This window comes from Mycoplana sp. ABR4_002 (genome assembly GCF_056159645.1).
The window spans coordinates 437472-453998 of the sequence record NZ_JBSWVO010000002.1 but is presented as its reverse complement, the minus strand read 5'-3'; the positions used below and the strand labels follow the sequence as shown (position 1 = coordinate 453998).

Annotated in this window: 14 protein-coding genes and 1 riboswitch; of the genes, 8 read left to right on the top strand and 6 right to left on the bottom strand. The window is 66.5% G+C overall.

All coding sequences use genetic code 11. The features are described 5' to 3' along the window. Window positions 1-99: 99 nt before the first annotated feature. Window positions 100-246: riboswitch (FMN riboswitch) on the top strand. Window positions 247-375: 129 nt separating this feature from the next. After that, window positions 376-1029: a 3,4-dihydroxy-2-butanone-4-phosphate synthase gene (ribB, locus tag ACXAGF_RS22320; protein ID WP_475018166.1), complete on the top strand. Its 654-nt coding sequence runs from the start codon at window positions 376-378 to the stop codon at window positions 1027-1029. A 177-nt stretch (window positions 1030-1206) separates the two neighbouring features. Further along, window positions 1207-3090 carry a heavy metal translocating P-type ATPase gene (locus ACXAGF_RS22315; RefSeq protein WP_475019755.1) on the top strand — a complete coding sequence of 628 codons (1884 nt, stop codon included), beginning with the start codon at window positions 1207-1209 and terminating at the stop codon, window positions 3088-3090. Window positions 3091-3104: 14 nt separating this feature from the next. Here ACXAGF_RS22315 and ACXAGF_RS22310 read toward each other — a convergent pair whose 3' ends face one another. Continuing rightward, on the bottom strand, window positions 3105-4892 hold the full coding sequence (locus tag ACXAGF_RS22310) for an IlvD/Edd family dehydratase (protein WP_475019729.1): 1788 nt from the start codon (window positions 4890-4892) through the stop codon (window positions 3105-3107). Between the two features lie 257 nt (window positions 4893-5149). Between ACXAGF_RS22310 and ACXAGF_RS22305 the strand changes: the two genes are divergently transcribed. Continuing rightward, the gene (locus tag ACXAGF_RS22305; protein WP_475019728.1) at window positions 5150-6058 is read left to right on the top strand and encodes a DMT family transporter; all 909 of its coding nucleotides are present in this window, start codon (window positions 5150-5152) and stop codon (window positions 6056-6058) included. Between the two features lie 10 nt (window positions 6059-6068). On the opposite strand, the gene ACXAGF_RS22300 is transcribed toward ACXAGF_RS22305, so the two are convergent. Then, the gene (locus tag ACXAGF_RS22300) at window positions 6069-6983 is read right to left on the bottom strand and encodes an SMP-30/gluconolactonase/LRE family protein (protein WP_475019727.1); all 915 of its coding nucleotides are present in this window, start codon (window positions 6981-6983) and stop codon (window positions 6069-6071) included. Window positions 6984-7203: 220 nt separating this feature from the next. Between ACXAGF_RS22300 and ACXAGF_RS22295 the strand changes: the two genes are divergently transcribed. From ACXAGF_RS22295 to ACXAGF_RS22285, 3 genes are read left to right on the top strand one after another with little or no spacing between them, the layout of a single operon-like run. Continuing rightward, entirely contained in the window at window positions 7204-8601 is a 1398-nt protein-coding gene (locus ACXAGF_RS22295) for a transaminase (RefSeq protein WP_475019726.1), read from the top strand. Beyond that, entirely contained in the window at window positions 8598-9986 is a 1389-nt protein-coding gene (locus ACXAGF_RS22290; RefSeq protein ID WP_475019725.1) for a glutamine synthetase family protein, read from the top strand. The genes ACXAGF_RS22295 and ACXAGF_RS22290 overlap by 4 nt, the downstream gene beginning before the upstream one ends. Before the next feature lie 24 nt (window positions 9987-10010). Further along, a complete protein-coding gene (locus tag ACXAGF_RS22285) occupies window positions 10011-11048 on the top strand; it encodes a histone deacetylase family protein (RefSeq protein ID WP_475019724.1) in 1038 nt (345 codons plus the stop codon). Between the two features lie 73 nt (window positions 11049-11121). On the opposite strand, the gene ACXAGF_RS22280 is transcribed toward ACXAGF_RS22285, so the two are convergent. The 3 genes from ACXAGF_RS22280 to ACXAGF_RS22270 form a co-directional block, all read right to left on the bottom strand. Next, entirely contained in the window at window positions 11122-11616 is a 495-nt protein-coding gene (locus ACXAGF_RS22280; protein WP_475019723.1) for a nuclear transport factor 2 family protein, read from the bottom strand. A 153-nt stretch (window positions 11617-11769) separates the two neighbouring features. Beyond that, window positions 11770-12912 carry an alpha-hydroxy acid oxidase gene (locus tag ACXAGF_RS22275; RefSeq protein WP_475019722.1) on the bottom strand — a complete coding sequence of 381 codons (1143 nt, stop codon included), beginning with the start codon at window positions 12910-12912 and terminating at the stop codon, window positions 11770-11772. A gap of 61 nt (window positions 12913-12973) precedes the next feature. Then, window positions 12974-14251, bottom strand: coding sequence for an L-fuconate dehydratase (locus ACXAGF_RS22270; protein WP_475019721.1), 1278 nt, complete (start codon window positions 14249-14251; stop codon window positions 12974-12976). A 192-nt stretch (window positions 14252-14443) separates the two neighbouring features. Here ACXAGF_RS22270 and ACXAGF_RS22265 point away from each other — a divergent pair, with 192 nt between their 5' ends. Next, window positions 14444-15280: an amidohydrolase family protein gene (locus ACXAGF_RS22265; protein ID WP_475019754.1), complete on the top strand. Its 837-nt coding sequence runs from the start codon at window positions 14444-14446 to the stop codon at window positions 15278-15280. A 7-nt stretch (window positions 15281-15287) separates the two neighbouring features. Here ACXAGF_RS22265 and ACXAGF_RS22260 read toward each other — a convergent pair whose 3' ends face one another. Continuing rightward, window positions 15288-15461, bottom strand: a complete 174-nt coding sequence (locus ACXAGF_RS22260) for a hypothetical protein (RefSeq protein WP_475019720.1) — start codon at window positions 15459-15461, stop codon at window positions 15288-15290. A 339-nt stretch (window positions 15462-15800) separates the two neighbouring features. Between ACXAGF_RS22260 and ACXAGF_RS22255 the strand changes: the two genes are divergently transcribed. Next, window positions 15801-16502 (top strand): GntR family transcriptional regulator, encoded by a 702-nt coding sequence (locus tag ACXAGF_RS22255; RefSeq protein WP_475019753.1) that lies wholly within the window; start codon window positions 15801-15803, stop codon window positions 16500-16502. The last annotated feature ends 25 nt before the right edge of the window (window positions 16503-16527 follow it).

Sequence of the window (16527 nt, the reverse complement as noted above, 5' to 3'; positions counted from 1 at the left end):
GCCGGTGTTCAACGATGTGTTCAACGCGCGGGCGTCGTTTTTGTGCCTCTTCGGATCGAAGGCTCCCTTGCAATTGCCGCCCGGATATCCTTATCTTCGCGCTGTTCTCAGGGCGGGGTGCAATTCCCCACCGGCGGTATCGGGAGGGATCCCGGAGCCCGCGAGCGCTCCCGGCCCTGCCGGGAGGTCAGCAGATCCGGTGCGAGGCCGGAGCCGACGGTATAGTCCGGATGGAAGAGAGCAAGGCACGCCCACCCCTCGCGACGAGCCGGGGCGCGGTGCCTGTTCGCCCAAGGGACGTTTGCCTGATCCGCGCAGGCGGGGATGGTGCAACGAGCGCCGGAAGATCCGGCCGAACCCTTGAAAGACTGCAGCATGACGATTTCGAAGATTGAAGATGCGATCGCCGCCATCGCCCGCGGGGAGATGATCGTCGTGGTCGACGACGAAGACCGCGAGAACGAGGGCGACATCGTCTTCGCCTCCGAGGACGCCACCGCCGAGAAGATCGCCTTCATGATGAACCGGGCCCGCGGGCTGATCTGCGTGTCGATGGAGGGCGAGCGCCTCGACGCGCTCGACATCCCGCTGATGGTGCCGAACAACACCGAATCCTTGAAGACCGCCTTCACCGTCTCGGTCGACTACCTGCCGGGCACGACGACGGGCATCTCCGCCGCCGACCGCGCCGCCACCGTCAGGGCGCTGATCGACCCGGCCGCGAAGGCGGACGCGTTCGCCCGCCCGGGCCACATCTTTCCGCTGCGCGCCAACCCCAAGGGGGTGCTCGGCCGGCCCGGCCACACCGAGGCCGCCATCGATTTCTGCCGCCTCGCCGGCAAGGCCCCCTCCGGGGTGATCTGCGAAGTCGCAAACGACGACGGGACCATGGCGCGCCTGCCGGAGCTGACGCTGTTCGCACGGCAGCACGGCCTGCATCTGGTCACGATCAAGGACCTGATCGCCTACCTTACCCGACAGCCTGCCGAGGAGAGCGACGGGCCGGTCGACGCCACCATCGCCGCGTGATCGGCATAGCGCGGCGGACACGGCGCCGGCTGCTGGCGTGCGGATCGAATGGGCGGTGGCGGCTATTGCTCCGTCAGGTCAGCCGGTGTTGAGGCGGGCGTGTCAACGCCTGTTCATGGCGGGCCTGTTCATGGCGGCCGCGGATCGATCGATCCTCGATTGCGCGCTCGCATACCGATGAACCGGCCGGTTCCGGAAAACGGCTGCAACGGAGGGCTGACCGTGGCGAGCGCTCAACAGTACCTCAGCACCATTCGCACGGCGCTGGTCGCGATCGCTTCCAGCGGGTTAGTCGGCGGCACCCTCGCCTGGATCAACGTGGCCGGGGCCTGGGCGGACGGGATCTGGTTCGCGGCGACGGTCCCGGTGCTCGCCGCACTGCTCATCGAGATCGCCACGTCGCTGCGCAGAGGTGACGTCGGACTCGACCTGGTCGCGGCGCTGTCGATGACGGCGGCGCTGAGCTTCGGCGAACCGCTCGCCGCCAATGTCGTGGCGCTGATGTATTCCGGCGGGCAGTTGCTCGAGAACTTTGCCGAAGGCCGCGCCCGGCACGAGATGACGGCCTTGCTCGGGCGCGTGGCCCACACGGCGATGCGCTACACCGACGGAACGCTGGAGGAGGTGCCGCTCGACGCGATTGTCCCCGGCCAGAGGATTCTCATCCGCCGCGGCGAAGTGGTCCCGGTCGACGGCGCGCTCGCCTCCGCAGCCGCCGCATTGGACCAGTCCAGCCTCACCGGCGAGAGCGCCACGGTCGACAAGGCATCAGGCGACGAAATTCTCAGCGGCTCCACCAATGTCGGCGATGCCTTCGATCTCGTGGCTGAGCGGCCTGCGTCAGAAAGCACCTATGCCAACATCGTCCGGTTGGTGCAGCAGGCCCAGCAGAGCAAGGCCCCCAGCATGCGCATCGCCGATCGCTACGCGGTCTGGTTCCTGGTCCTCACCCTGCTGGTCGCCGGCCTTGCCTGGTGGCTGTCCGGCGATCGCATCCGTGCGCTCGCAGTGCTCGTCGTTGCCACGCCCTGTCCGCTGATCCTGGCGCTGCCGGTCGCGATCATTTCCGGCATGTCCCGCGCGGCCGCGCTCGGCGTCCTGATCAAGAGCGGCGGGGCGCTGGAGGCGCTCGCCTCCGTCCGCACGGCCGTTCTCGACAAGACCGGCACGCTGACCTACGGCGAAGCCCGCGTCATAGAACTGCGCGCGACCGATGGCAGGGACGCGCTGGAGATGCTTCGCCTCGCCGCCTCGCTCGACCAGGCCTCGAACCACGTGATCGCCCAGGCCCTGGTTGAGGACGCACGCCGGCGCGGCCTGTCGCTTTCGACGCCAAGCCGCGTCAGCGAGGTGGCTGGAACCGGCGTCTCGGGCCTGGTCGAGGGGCACGAGGTAACGGTCGGAGCCAGCCGCTACGTGCGAGACAACAGCCGCGGCGGCGATCCCTACTCGCTGCGCGACGGCCTGGCTGTCGACGCGGTCGTCGTTGCCGTCGCTGTGGACGGAGAGGTGGCCGGGATCGTCGTGCTTGCCGACCGCATCCGGCCGGATGCGGCAGCCATGCTGGAGGAATTCCGCAAGGCCGGTATCCGCCGGGTCGTGCTCGCCTCCGGCGATCGCTCCGACGTCGTCGCAGCGGTTGCAACCAGGCTCGGGATTGCCGATGCACACGGGGAACTGGCCCCCGAAGACAAAGTCGAGATCGTCCGGCGTGAAGCGGCAAAGGCGCCGACGATGATGGTCGGGGACGGCGTCAACGACGCCCCCGCGCTCGCGACGGCCACCGTCGGCATTGCCATGGGCGCCCGCGGCGCCGCCGCGTCGTCGGAGAGCGCCGACGTGGTCCTGCTCGTGGACCGGCTCGACAACCTCATCAGGGCGATCCGTGCCGCCCATCGCACAAGGCGCATCGCCCTGCAGAGCGTGCTGGCCGGTCTCGGGCTCTCCGTGCTTGCCATGCTGGTCGCCGCCGCCGGCCATCTTCCGCCGGTCGCCGGCGCCTTCACACAGGAACTGATCGACGTGGCCGTGATCGTGAACGCGCTGCGGGCGCTCAGGTAGGGTGAACGCGCGGCTCAGTGGTTGTGCCGAGGCACCTTCTCCGCGATCCGGCGAAAGTCGGGCGCACCCTCGATCACGGCGCCATCGGCGATCTGCGTCACCGTCTGCCGGTAGAGGCGCTGCCACGGCGTGGCGTCCGGCGGCACTGAAGGGATCCCCTCCTTCCGACGCCGGTCGATCTCGGCCTCCTCCACCAACATGTCACAACGCCCCTGCACGACATCGACCCGGACCGTGTCTCCGGTTCGCAGCCAGGCGAGACCGCCCCCGGCCGCGCTCTCCGGCGAGGCGTTGAGAATCGAAGGGCTGTCGGCCGTGCCGGACTGGCGCCCGTCGCCGATCGTCGGCAGGCTGGTTATGCCGCGCTTGAGAAGATGATCCGGCGGCTGCATGTTGACCACCTCGGCCGAGCCCGGCCAGCCGAGCGGGCCGGCGCCGCGGATCACCAGTATGCAGCGCTCGTCAATGTCCAGCGCGGGATCATTGATACGGCGATGATAGTCTTCCGACCCATCGAAGACGATCGCCCGTCCCTCGAACACCCCTTCCCGTCCCGGTTCGCTGAGGTAGCGTTGGCGGAATTCGTGCGAGATCACGCTCGTCTTCATGATGGCGAAGTCGAACAGGTTGCCCGTCAGGACGAGGAAGCCGGCGCGCTCCTTCAGAGGGTCGGCAAAGGGACGGATCACCTCGCGATCGGTCGCATGGCGGCCCTCAAGGTCTTCTGCGACCGTCTTGCCCGTGACGGTGCGACAATTTCCGTCGAGCCGACCCGCGTCCAGCAGCTCGCGCATGATCGCCGGCACGCCGCCGGCGCGGTGGAAACGCTCGCCGAGAAAGCGCCCGGCGGGCTGCACGTCGGCGAGAAGCGGAATGTCATAGCCATACTCCTGCCAGTCCTGCGGGCGGAGCTCGACGCCCGCGTGTCTGGCCATCGCCGCCAGATGCGGCTGGGCGTTGGTGGAGCCACCGATCGCAGAATTGACCCGGATCGCGTTGAGAAAGGCCGCGCGGGTGAGGATGGTCGAAGGGCGGATGTCCTCGAGCACGAGCTGCACCGCCCGTCGCCCCGTGCGGTAGGCCATCTGGCCGCGCTCACGATAGGCGGCCGGAATCGCCGCGCAGCCGGTCAGCGACAGACCGAGCGCCTCGGCGAGCGCATTCATGGTCGAGGCCGTACCCATGGTGTTGCAGTGGCCGATCGACGGCGCCGAATCCATCACCGTGTCGACGAACTGCGCAGCGTCGATCTCGCCGGCGGCGTATTTCCGCCGCGACCGCCACAGCACGGTACCGGAGCCGACGAGCTCGCCCTCGTGCCAGCCGTCCAGCATCGGGCCGCCGGACAGCACGATCGCCGGGATGTCGACGGTGGCGGCGGCCATGATCGCCGATGGCGTGGTCTTGTCGCAACCGGTCGTCAGCACCACGCCGTCGAGCGGATAGCCATAAAGGATCTCGACCAGGCCGAGATAGGCAAGGTTGCGGTCGAGGGCCGCCGTCGGACGCTTGCAGTTCTCGAAAAGGGGATGGGTCGGGAACTCGATCGGAATGCCGCCTGCATCACGGATGCCGTCGCGGACGCGCTTGGCCAGTTCGATGTGATGGCGATTGCAGGGATTGAGGTCGCTGCCGCTCTGGGCGATGCCGATCACCGGTTTGCCCGAGCGCAGTTCCTCCGGCGTGACGCCGTAGTTCATGAAGCGCTCCAGATAGAGCGCGGTCATGTCGACGTGGTCGGGATTGTCGAACCAGTCCTGCGACCGCAACCGGCGGGCGCCGTTGCCGTTACTGTCTGCCATTGCCTCTTCCCTTTTGCCGCACCGCAAGCGGTACGTGCCTCATCTCCGGCTGCAGCATTTCACCGCTTCACCGAGGGATCAATCGCAGGAACCTGCCGTTCGCAGATTTTTCGCCCGCGCCTTGCTTGTCCGGTTTTCATGCGGCGATCAAATTTGTTGATTGGATTGCCGGCAGCGGATGTGCGACAGGCTGGCGTCACCGAATGCGGCCCGTCTCGCCTTGCAGCGCACGCGTGCCCAAGCGCACGGATTTCATCATGAGCGAACTGACGGCCGGAACGGCACTCTCTTCGAACGCGACGCGAGTCGGCGTGCTGCTGATGCTGCTCGGCATGCTGATGTTTTCATTGAACGACGTGCTCGGAAAGTGGCTGGTCGCGACCTACTCGGCGCCGCAGCTCATACTGGTTCGCAGCCTCGCGGCTGTGCTGGTGCTGCTGCCGTTCTTCTGGCGCACGGGCTGGCGCAATCTCGTGCGCGTCGATCGTCCGCGGCTGCAGGCCCTGCGGGCGCTGCTGTTCGCCTTCGAGGCGACCGCCTTCTACTTCGCCGTCGGCTTCATGCCGCTCGCCGATGCCATGACCTACTGGCTGGCCGCGCCGATCTATGTCGCCGCCCTCTCGCCCATGATGCTCGGCGAGAAGGTCGGCTGGCGGCGCTGGACGGCGATTCTGGTCGGCTTTGCCGGTGTCGTCATTGCACTGGAGCCATCCGCCGACAGCCTCAGCCCGCCGGCCCTGATCGCCTTTGCAGGCAGCCTCGCCTTCAGCTTCGCCTTGATCTTCGGACGTGTGCTGCGGGCCACTCCGGACACGACGCTGGTGTTCTGGCAGGTTGCCGGCGCGGCCCTGTTCTCGCTCATTGCCATCGCGCTCGACCCGGCCGGCTGGACACCGGTGCGACCGGTGGACTTCGGCCTGCTCAGCCTGCTCGGCATCTTTGCGATGGCAGCGCATCTGCTGGTGAACCGCGCGCTCAAGCTGGCGGACGCGGCAACCGTGGTGCCGCTGCAATACACGATGCTTGTCTGGGCAGTCCTGTTCGGCTGGATCTTTTTCGGCGACATGCCGCGCACGGCCATGCTGGTCGGCGCCGTCGTCATCGTCGCCTCGGGTCTGTTCATCTTCTTCAGGGAACAGAAGCTCAAGCGCGAAGGACGAGGCTAGGCCGACCGCCTCAAGGCACTTGCGCCCCTGTCGCTGCGACGTAGACCGCGTAGAGCGAGGTCGACGCGGTGATGAACAGCCGGTTCCGGCGCGACCCGCCAAAGGTCAGGTTGGCGACCGTCTGCGGCACAAGGATCTTGCCGAGCAGCGTGCCGTCGGGAGCGAAGCAATGCACGCCGTCTCCGGCGCTGGTCCAGAGATTGCCGGTGGTGTCGAGGCGGAAACCGTCCGGGACCCCCTTGTCGACAAGGGCAAACACGCGGCCGTTGGCGAGCCGGCGCCCGTCCACGACGTCGAAGGCGCGGATGTGGCGCGGCCAGGCCGGGTCGTGGCTGGCGCCCGAGTCGGCGACATAGAGGATCGTTTCGTCGGGTGAGAAGGCCAGCCCGTTCGGCTGGCCGAAGTCTGTCACGACCGCCTCGATCTCGCCGGTGGCAGGGTCGAGCCGATAGACGTTGCGCGTCGGCTGTTCCGGCTCGGCCTTGTGTCCCTCGTAGTCAGACATGATGCCGTAGGTCGGATCGGTGAACCAGATAGTGCCGTCGGAACGGACGACGACGTCGTTGGGCGCATTCAGCCGCCGCCCCTGAAAGCTGTCCGCGAGCACCGTGATGCTGCCGTCGGGCTCGGTGCGAGTGACCCGGCGCAGCCCGTGCTCGCAGGACACCAGGCGGCCCTGCCGGTCGCGGGTGTTGCCGTTGGCGAAATTGGACGGCCGCCGGAACTCCGACACGCCGCCCTCGGGCGTCCAGCGCAGCATCCGCTGGTTGGGGATGTCACTCCACACGAGTTGGTTGGCATCGGAGAACCATACCGGCCCCTCGGCCCATCGGCAGCCGGAATGGAGTTCCTCCAGCCGCGCGCTCCCGACGATGAGATGACGAAATCGCGGATCGCAAATCTCGTAGACCGTCTCCTGCGTCATCCGCCCCCCTTCCGCCAGACTCTCCGGTCGATCGGGGCGCGAAGGGACCGCGATCGCATCGGCACTGTGGCAGTCGCCCGTAGCGCGATCAAGCCCGGCGAACCGCCGTCACGTCTCATTGACAAATAGATCACAACTTACCATAGGTGATCACATTTCGGCGACATCCGCGACGAGGCGGTCGCGGCGCCCCGGTGACCTCGAGGGGAGGAAGCGCTTCATGTCCATCGCCAATGACGGGCGGCCTGGGGCTCGTGCGCATCTGGAGGCGCGGGCCGCCGCGCTCCTCGAAGCCGAGCGCACCGTCTTCGCCAGCCGGCGCCCGCGCTCGGCGGAGCTCCATCGGCAGACCTCGTCCGGCTTCTTCGACGGCGTTCCGCAACACTGGATGCTCGACTGGCCATCACCCTTTCCGCCCGTCATCGAGACCGCGACCGGCGTGACGCTGACCGATATCGACGGCAACCGGCTGACCGACCTCTGCCTCGGGGATACCGGGGCGATGTTCGGCCACGGTCCCGCGCCGGTGTTGCAAGCGCTCGCTAAAGCCGGCACACGCGGCCTGACCACAATGCTCCCGTCGTCCGACGCGCAGGCGGTCGGCCGCCTGCTGGCCGAGCGCTTCGGTCTGCCGCGCTGGCAGCTTGCCGCCACCGCAAGCGACGCCAACCGCTTTGCGATCCGTGTCGCCCGCGCCGTCACCGGCCGGGCGAAGCTGCTTGTGTTCGACGGCTGCTACCACGGCGCGGTCGACGACACCCTGGTCGACCTGGTCGATGGACGGACGGTTTCGCGACGCAACCTGCTCGGCCAGGTGCGGAACCTCGGCGAACAGACCGTCGCCGTGCCGTTCAACGACGAGAAGGCCCTGGCCGAGGCGCTGTCCGGCGACGACATTGCCTGCGTGCTGGCCGAGCCGGTGATGACCAATTGCGGCATGATCCTGCCCGATCCGGGATTCCATGCCGCATTACGAAGGCTGACGCGCGCCGCCGGCACCCTCCTGCTGATCGACGAGACCCACACGATCTCGACAGGTCCTGGCGGCTACAGCCGCAAGCACGGGCTCGAACCGGACCTGATGGTGATGGGCAAGCCGATCGGCGGCGGCATTCCCGTCAGTGTCTGGGGCATGACGGAAGCAGTCACCGACCGGTTGCACGTGATCCGCCGCGAGCAGAGCGGGCACGGCCATTCCGGCATCGGCACGACCCTGTCGGGCAGCGCGATCCAGCTTGCCTGCCTGCGAGCCTGCCTCGAACGGGTCATGACCGACGAGGCCTATCGGACCATGGACGCCCGCGCCGACCGCATAGAGGCCGGCTTCAAGGCGGCCATTGCAGCAAGCGGGCTCGCGTGGACGGTGTCACGTATCGGCGCGCGGCTGGAGGTGGTGCTTTCGCCGCAGCCGGTCCGCAACGCTGCCGAGGCACGGGCGGCCGCCTCCGACACGGTCGAGCAGGCCCTGCACCTTGCCATGCTCAATCTCGGCTATCTGCTGACACCGTTCCACAATATGGTGCTGGTGAGCCCGGCGCTCGCCGAATCGGAGGCAGACGGGCTGGTTGCGGCCTTCGGCGCGGTGCTGGCGCGACTGACGGCGAGAGGGAGCGCATGACACGGGACACCTCGTCACGGCCCAAGGGTGCGGCCGAAATCGCCGAAGCGGACGCTTTCCTCGCCGCGCATCCGGACATCATGGCCTTCGACCTCGTCCTGATCGATGCCAACGGCATCGCCCGCGGCAAGATCGTCCGCCGCCATGAACTCCTGCCGATCTTCCGCGCCGGCCGTCATCTGCCGGGCTCAATCCTCGGGCTCGACGTCTGCGGCGAGGACGTGGAGGAGACCGGCCTGGTCTGGTCTGACGGCGACGCAGACCGTCGCGCCTGGCCGATCCCCGGCTCGCTCGTGTCACTGCCATGGACCAACCCGCCGCGCGGCGAGGTACGGCTCGCGCTCTACGAGCTTGACGGCACGCCGATGGCGGCCGACCCTCGGCACGCCCTCGCCCGGCGCGACGCGCTGCTGAAGGCGGACGGCTTCCACCCAATCCTCGCCTTTGAGCTGGAATTCTACCTGCTCGACCGAGAGAAGGACGCGATCGGCAACTTCCAGCCGCTGCGGCTGCCGTTGACCGGCGAGCGACCGGAAGGCGTTCAGGTCTATGGCGTGAGCGACCTCGACCGGCTGGAACCGTTTGTCGATGCGGTCTATAGCGCCGCAGAGGCCCAGCGCCTGCCGGTCGAGACGATGATCTCCGAGTATGCCGAGGGCCAGTTCGAGCTGACGCTTCGGCACGACAATGCGCTCAAAGCTGCGGACGATATCGTCATGCTGAAGCGCCTGCTGCGCGCCGTGGCGCTTCGCCACGGCATGATGGCGTGCTTCATGGCAAAGCCCTTTGCCGGCCGGGCCGGATCGGGCATGCACGTGCATGCGAGCCTTGCCGGCGCGGGAGGCGAAAACCTGTTTGCCGACCGGGGCGAGGAACTGTCGCCGCTCCTTCGCCAGGCGGTGGCGGGACTGCTCGAAACCATGGACGAGACGATGCTCGTCTTTGCCCCCCACCTCAATTCCTGGCGGCGGTTCTCGGCGCAGAGCTATGCGCCGACGGCCCCGACCTGGGGCACGAACAATCGCTCCGTCGCCGTCCGCATTCCCGCCGGCCCCGGCACCGGCCGGCATCTGGAGCAGCGCGCCGCCGGCATCGACGCAAACCCCTATCTGGTCGGCGCAACCGTGCTTGCCGCCATCCAGCGCGGCATTGCGGCCAAGGCCGATCCCGGCCCGCACGCCACCGCCTATGCCGAAGGCCCGCCCGACAGCCTGCCGCCGGATTGGCGCGGCGCAATCGCCGCGGCGACGTCCTCCGATTTTCTGAAGGACGCGCTCGGCGAGAGAATGCATTTCGTCTTCCTCGCGCTCAAGCGAGCCGAATATCGCCGCTTTGCCGCCGACATCACTGCCCTCGAACGCTCGCTCTACGGCGAGATCGTCTGACCCTCCCAGTTCTCAGGCCACCCCATGAAGACCTTCTACACCGCCGATCACCATCTTCACCACAGCGGGATGGAACTAGCATTCGGCAAGATCGTCGAAACCGTCGAAAAACCCGAACGGGCGGAGATCGTGCTCGCGCGGGTCCGGGAGGTTGAACTGGGTCCGGTGATCAAGCCGCCGCACTATGGCCGCGGCCCTGTCGATAGCGTCCACAAACCGGACTATCTCGACTTTCTCGAGCACATCGTCGCCGAATGGCGCGCCGCCGGACGCGACGGCGAGGTCTGGCCCTACAGCTGGCGCCACCGCTCGATGCCGCCCGCCGCGCGTCCGCCTTCCGGGCTCGATGCGCGCCTGTCCTACTATTCCTTCGACATGGCCGGGTCGATCACCGAGACGACGTGGCAGGCGGCCCGCCGCGCCGCCGACACGGCCCTTGCCGGAGCCGATGCGGTGATCGACGGCGAGCGCGCCGCCTTCTCGCTTTGCCGCCCGCCGGGGCATCATGCCGGCCGCGACTTCTTCGGCGGCTACTGCTACCTCAACAACGCCGCCATCGCCGCGCAGCGCTTCCGCGACCAGGGCCACGACCGCGTCGCGGTCCTCGACATCGACTATCACCATGGCAACGGAACACAGGAGATCTTCTACGATCGCGACGACGTGCTCGTCGTCAGCCTGCACGGTGACCCGGACTTCGAGTATCCCTTCCATGTCGGCCATGCGCGGGAGCGCGGCGAGGGTGCAGGCGACGGCTTCAATTTAAACTACCCGCTGCCTGCCGGCACCGGCTGGTCCGAGTGGCGGGAAGCCTTCGAGGAGGCGCAGGCAAGGATCGCCGCCTTCGCCCCGTCAGCGCTCGTCGTATCGCTCGGGGTGGATACGTTCAAGGACGACCCGATCTCGAAGTTCAAGCTCGACAGTGAGCATTATCTCATCATCGGCGGACAGCTTGCAGCCTTGCATCTGCCAACCCTGTTCGTCATGGAAGGCGGCTACGCCATCGACGCGCTCGGCGTCAACGCGGTAAACGTGCTGCTGGGGTTCGAGCGCGGTCACTGAGCCGCCGCACGCCCGCCACGCGCCAAGGCGACGCACCCTTGACGCGGTTCCAGTCCCTCCGTCGGTCGCGCGGTCAGGCGTTCGGCCTGTCGAGTGCGTCCAGGACCTCCATCGTTTCCATCGGCACGCCGGCAACACCCGTCCAGACACCGGACGGCTTGACGAAACCGATGATCTCGGCGGCCTGCAGCGTGTCGACAAATTCGGTGAACTCGATCACGCGCCCGTCCCGGAACGTCAGCTTGTCCATCATCTCGGTGTCGAAGAAGCTGTCCTGGGGGATGAAGCGGACCGGCCCTGCCCGGTGGACGATCGCCGTGTCGCCATCGATGTAGATGCTGTCGAAATCCATGTCCGACAGGTCCCAGCTTGCCATCAGGTCGCTGAACCGGGCACGAATTTCGGACGCGCCATCGACCGAATGCGTCAGCGGTCCGAGGCGATAGTTGCCGGCAATGCGGAAGCTGGCTACCGGGTCAACCATGCTCATGATGGCGTCGATGTCGTGGTCATTCCGGGCCCGGTAGAAGGCCCGCACAGTTCTCTCGAGTTCCCTGCGATCCGTCATGGATGCGTCCCTCCGCTTGAACGGCGGAATTGTGCGCCCGATCCGGGCTTCTGGCAATTGCAGGGACCCCATCCAATAGAATTAGCTTTTGCTAAAGTTAACCGGCCGCAGTCCGGATACGATCCGCCGCGGCCAGCACCGTGAGAGGAGAGATCAGACGCCCTGATGCAGGTTCCGGCGCGACAGGTTGCGTACGTCGCGTTCGCCGCACAGCGCCATGGTGATGTCGAGTTCCTTGCGGATGATCTCGAGCGCCCGGGTCACCCCCGCCTTGCCGCCGGCGCCGAGACCATAAAGGAAGGGCCGGCCGATATAGGTGCCCTTGGCGCCGTAGCAAAGCGCCTTGAGCACGTCCTGCCCCGAGCGGATGCCGCCATCGAGATGCACCTCCACCTGGCCGCTCACGGCATCGACGATGCGCGGCAGCATGCTGATCGACGAAGGCGCGCCGTCGAGCTGGCGGCCGCCATGGTTGGAGACGATGATCGCGTCGGCCCCGGTCGAGACCGCCATGCGCGCGTCCTCCTCGTCGAGGATGCCCTTGAGGATCAGCTTGCCGCCCCACCGCTCCTTGATCCAGGCGACGTCCTTCCAGGACAGCTGGAGATCGAACTGCTCGTTGGTCCATACCGAGAGCGAAGACAGGTCCGTGACGCTTTTGGCGTGGCCGACGATATTGCCGAAGGTACGCCGTCTGGTGCCGAGCATCCCCATGCACCAACGCGGCCGCGTTGCCATCTGCCAGACGTGCTTGGGCGTGAACTTCGGCGGCGCCGACAGCCCGTTGCGGATGTCCTTGTGGCGCTGGCCGAGGATCTGCAGGTCGAGCGTGAGCACCAGTGCCGAGCACTTTGCGGCCTTGGCGCGGTCGATCAGGTTGAGCACGAAATCCCGGTCCTGCATCACGTACAGCTGGAACCAGAACGGCTTGGTCGTGACCGCGGCCACGTCCTCGATCGAGCAGATGCTCATCGTCGACAGGGTGAAGGGAACACCGAACGCCTCCGCCGCCTGGGCGGCCAGCATCTCGCCGTCGGCGTGCTGCATTCCGGTCAGGCCGGTCGGCGCCAGCGCCACCGGCATCGACACCTTCTCGCCGATCATCTCACCTTCCAGCGACCGGTTCGACATGTCGACCAGCACCCGCTGGCGCAGCTTCACCTTGTGAAAATCCTCCTCGTTCGCCCGGTAGGTGCCTTCGGTATAGGCGCCGGAATCGGCGTAGTCGAAGAACATCTTCGGCACGCGCCGCTTCGCGCGCGCCTTGAGGTCGGCGATCGTCAGGATCTCTTTCAACTCTGGTACTCCCTCGGCAGAATGTCCGGCCATGTCCCCTGCCCGGACCGCGACCCGTCTTTTACGGCCGGAACGTGTATTGGGCAATGGATTGCGGTTTCATCTCGATCGAAAATCCCGGCCTCGATGGCGGCATGTAGGCGGCGTTGCGGATCACGCAGGGATCGACGAAGTGCTCGTGGAGATGATCGACATATTCGATCACCCTGCCCTCCTTGGTGCCGGAAACCGCAACGTAGTCGATCATCGACAGGTGCTGCACATATTCGCAAAGGCCGACGCCGCCGGCATGCGGCCAGACCGGCAGGTCGAACTTGGCGGCAACGAGCAGCACCGCCAACACCTCGTTCAAGCCGCCCATGCGACAGCTGTCAATCTGGACGATGTCGATCGCCCCTTCGGCGATGAACTGCTTGAACATGATCCGGTTCTGGCACATCTCGCCGGTGGCGACCTTCACCGGGCCGACGGCCCGGCGGATCTTGCGGTGGCCGGCGATGTCGTCGGGGCTGGTCGGCTCCTCGATGAAATAGGGCTTGGCGAAGGCAAGCCTGTTCACCCAGTCGATCGCCTGGTCGACCTCCCAGACCTGGTTGGCGTCGATCATCAGATAGCGGTCGGGGCCGATCACCTCCCGGGCGACCGTCAATCTGCGGATGTCGTCGTCGATGTCGCGGCCGACCTTCATCTTTACGTGGTTGAAGCCGGCATCGACCGCCTCCCGGCACAGCCGCCGCAGCTTTTCTTCCGGATAACCGAGCCAGCCGGCCGACGTGGTGTAGCAGGCATAGCCCTCACGCTGCAGCGTCTCGATTCGCTCGGCCTTGCCGGCCTGCGCCTTCTTTAGCAGCGCGACCGCCTCGTCGCGCGACAGCACGTCGGTGAGATAGCGGTAGTCGACGATGTCGGCGATTTCCTCGGGCGGGAGCTCCGAAACGAGCTGCCAGACCGGCTTGGCCGCCTGCTTCGCCAGCAGGTCCCACACCGCATTGACGACGGCGCCGGTCGCAAGGTGCATTGCGCCCTTGTCCGGGCCGATCCAGCGGAGTTGGCTGTCGCTGGTCAGGTGGCGCCAGTATTTTCCAGGCGCCTTGCGCACCTCATCCAGGCCGGTGCCGACGACCAGATGTTCCATCGCCCGGATGGCCGTGCAGCAAATGTCGTTGCCGCGGCCGATGGTGAAGGTCAGCCCGTGCCCGGCGAGACCGGCCTGATCGGTATCGAGGATGACGTAGGCGGCCGAATAGTCCGGGTCCGGGTTCATCGCATCGGAGCCGTCCAGACTGTGCGATGTCGGAAAGCGCAGGTCGAAAACGCGCATGCCGGTAATACGGGCCATTCTGTCCTCCCCCTGGGCGGCGGCGGGCAAGCGCTGGGCCTGCCCACTGGTCAAACGCCAAATTGTTCTTTATGCATAAAGGACATATTTTGTCGCTGTCAACAGACGAAACAAGGGATCGGACGCGACTTGAACGAAGTGCACGCCGCAGGCAGCATGCCGATCCGGCGCAGCGGACGAGGGAGGCGCATCGTGTTCATCGACACCCATCTTCACCTGATCGACCAGTCGCGCCTCAGCTATCCGTGGCTGTCGGGAGCCGGTGACCTGAACCGCGACTTCACCTATCCCGAATATGTGCAGGAGGCGAGGCGCCTTGGCATTGAAGGCGCGCTGCACATGGAGGTGGACGTCGCCACCGCCGACATCGAGGTTGAGACGGAGATGGTCCGCAGCCTGGCCGCGGCCCGGGGCAGCCTGGTCCAGGGCGTCATTGCCGCCTGCCGGCCGGAGGAGATCGGGTTTGCCGCCTATCTTGAGCGTTGCGAGGCCGATCCGTTCGTCAAGGGCTTTCGCCGCGTGCTGCACGTGGTCCCCGACGACATTTCCGAGCAGGCGCTGTTTCGTGACAATCTCAAGCGGATGGCCGACAGCCGCCTGACCTTCGACATCTGCATGCTCGCGCGCCAGCAGCCCCTGGCGGCCGCCCTGATCGACAGTGCGCCCGCGGTCCGCTTCGTGCTGGACCATTGCGGTGTGCCGGATATCGTGGCCGGCGCCTTCGATCAATGGAAGCGCGGTATCAGCGAGATCGCCAGCCGACCGAACGTCACGGCCAAGGTCTCGGGCGTCGTCGCCTATGCCGACCCTCAGACCTGGACGGTCGACACGATCCGGCCCTATGCCGAGCACATCGTCGCGGCGTTCGGCTGGGATCGCGTCGTCTGGGGCAGCGACTGGCCCGTCTGCACCAAGGGCGGCGGGCTTTCCACCTGGGTCGGTGCCACCCAGGTGATCTTCGGGCAATGCTCGGCGGGGGAACGGGAAAAACTCTACCGCGCCAACGCCAGGCGGATCTGGGGCCTGTGAGTGCGCGTCAGTGGCCGATCAGGCCGAGCACCAATGCGACGAGAAAGAGGAAAGCCGCGCCCGCGGCCACGTTGCAGACAATGCCGTCGAGAGCCCAGCGGCGCGCCCGCTCCGGACGCGGCGAATAGGATTGGCGCTTCTGACTGTAGCCGGCCTTGCCGAAAGCATCCGCATTGCTCATCGTGGTCGTCCTTTCTCGTGGCTCTCGCGCTCCGCAGAAAAGCGTTCACGCAAACGCCCCCGCCCTGGCAATTCATTGCCTGGCCAGGTGGATTATAGAGAATGTCTATAAGAATGATAGAGTATTTCTTTCTCTTTTTTGCCACATTCGTAAAATCGCCATGCACGGCCATTTATCCAGGGAAAAACGCCCGTCACCCAACTCCGGTTCCACCGCCTGCGCCCCACACAGCCGAGGATTGGACGGCAGGTTGAGCGAAGAAGGCTTGATCTGTGGTATCCGGCAAGCAAGATGTCGATGAGCGATCGGCCCGACGCCAGGCCACAACAGAAGGACGGGATGCAGATGGAGGCAAGGGGGGCACGCGGCTCCGGTACGCAGACGGTCTACGAAAAAATCCGACAGGAAATTCTGACCATGGCCCTGAAGCCCGGCAGCCCGCTTGACGAGGTGCGCCTGTCCGAGCGCTTCCGGATGTCGCGAACCCCGGTGCGCGAAGCCTTGTTGCGGCTTGCCGCCGATGGGCTGGTTACGAGCCTGCCGAACCGCAACACGGTGGTGGCAGCCATCGATTTCGCCGCTCTGCCGGCCTATTTCGACGCGCTGATGCTGATGTACCGCGCCACGACCCGCGCCGCGGCGACGCGGAAAGACCCCGCGCTCCTTTCCAGGATCCGAGCCCACCAGTGCGAGTTCGCCAAGGCCGTGGAGAACCGCGACGCCTTTGCCATGATCGAGGCGAACCGCGAATTCCACGTCGCCATCGCCGAACTCGGCGGTAACGCCTATTACACCGCCTTCTTTACCCGCCTGCTGGACGAGGGACGGCGCATCCTGCGGCTGTACTATTCGAGCTTCGACGACCAGCTTCCGCGCCAATATGTCGACGAGCACGAGGAGATCATCGCCGCGATCGAAGCCGGCGACGTCGAGGCGTGCGACCGGCTGGCGACAAGGCACGCGAGGCAGATCGTCCGGCAGATTCAGGACTATGTCGCCCGCGACCTGCAGCGGCAGATGGACCTGTCCGTGCAGGGATGACAAGGGCCTGCGCCGCCGCAATGCA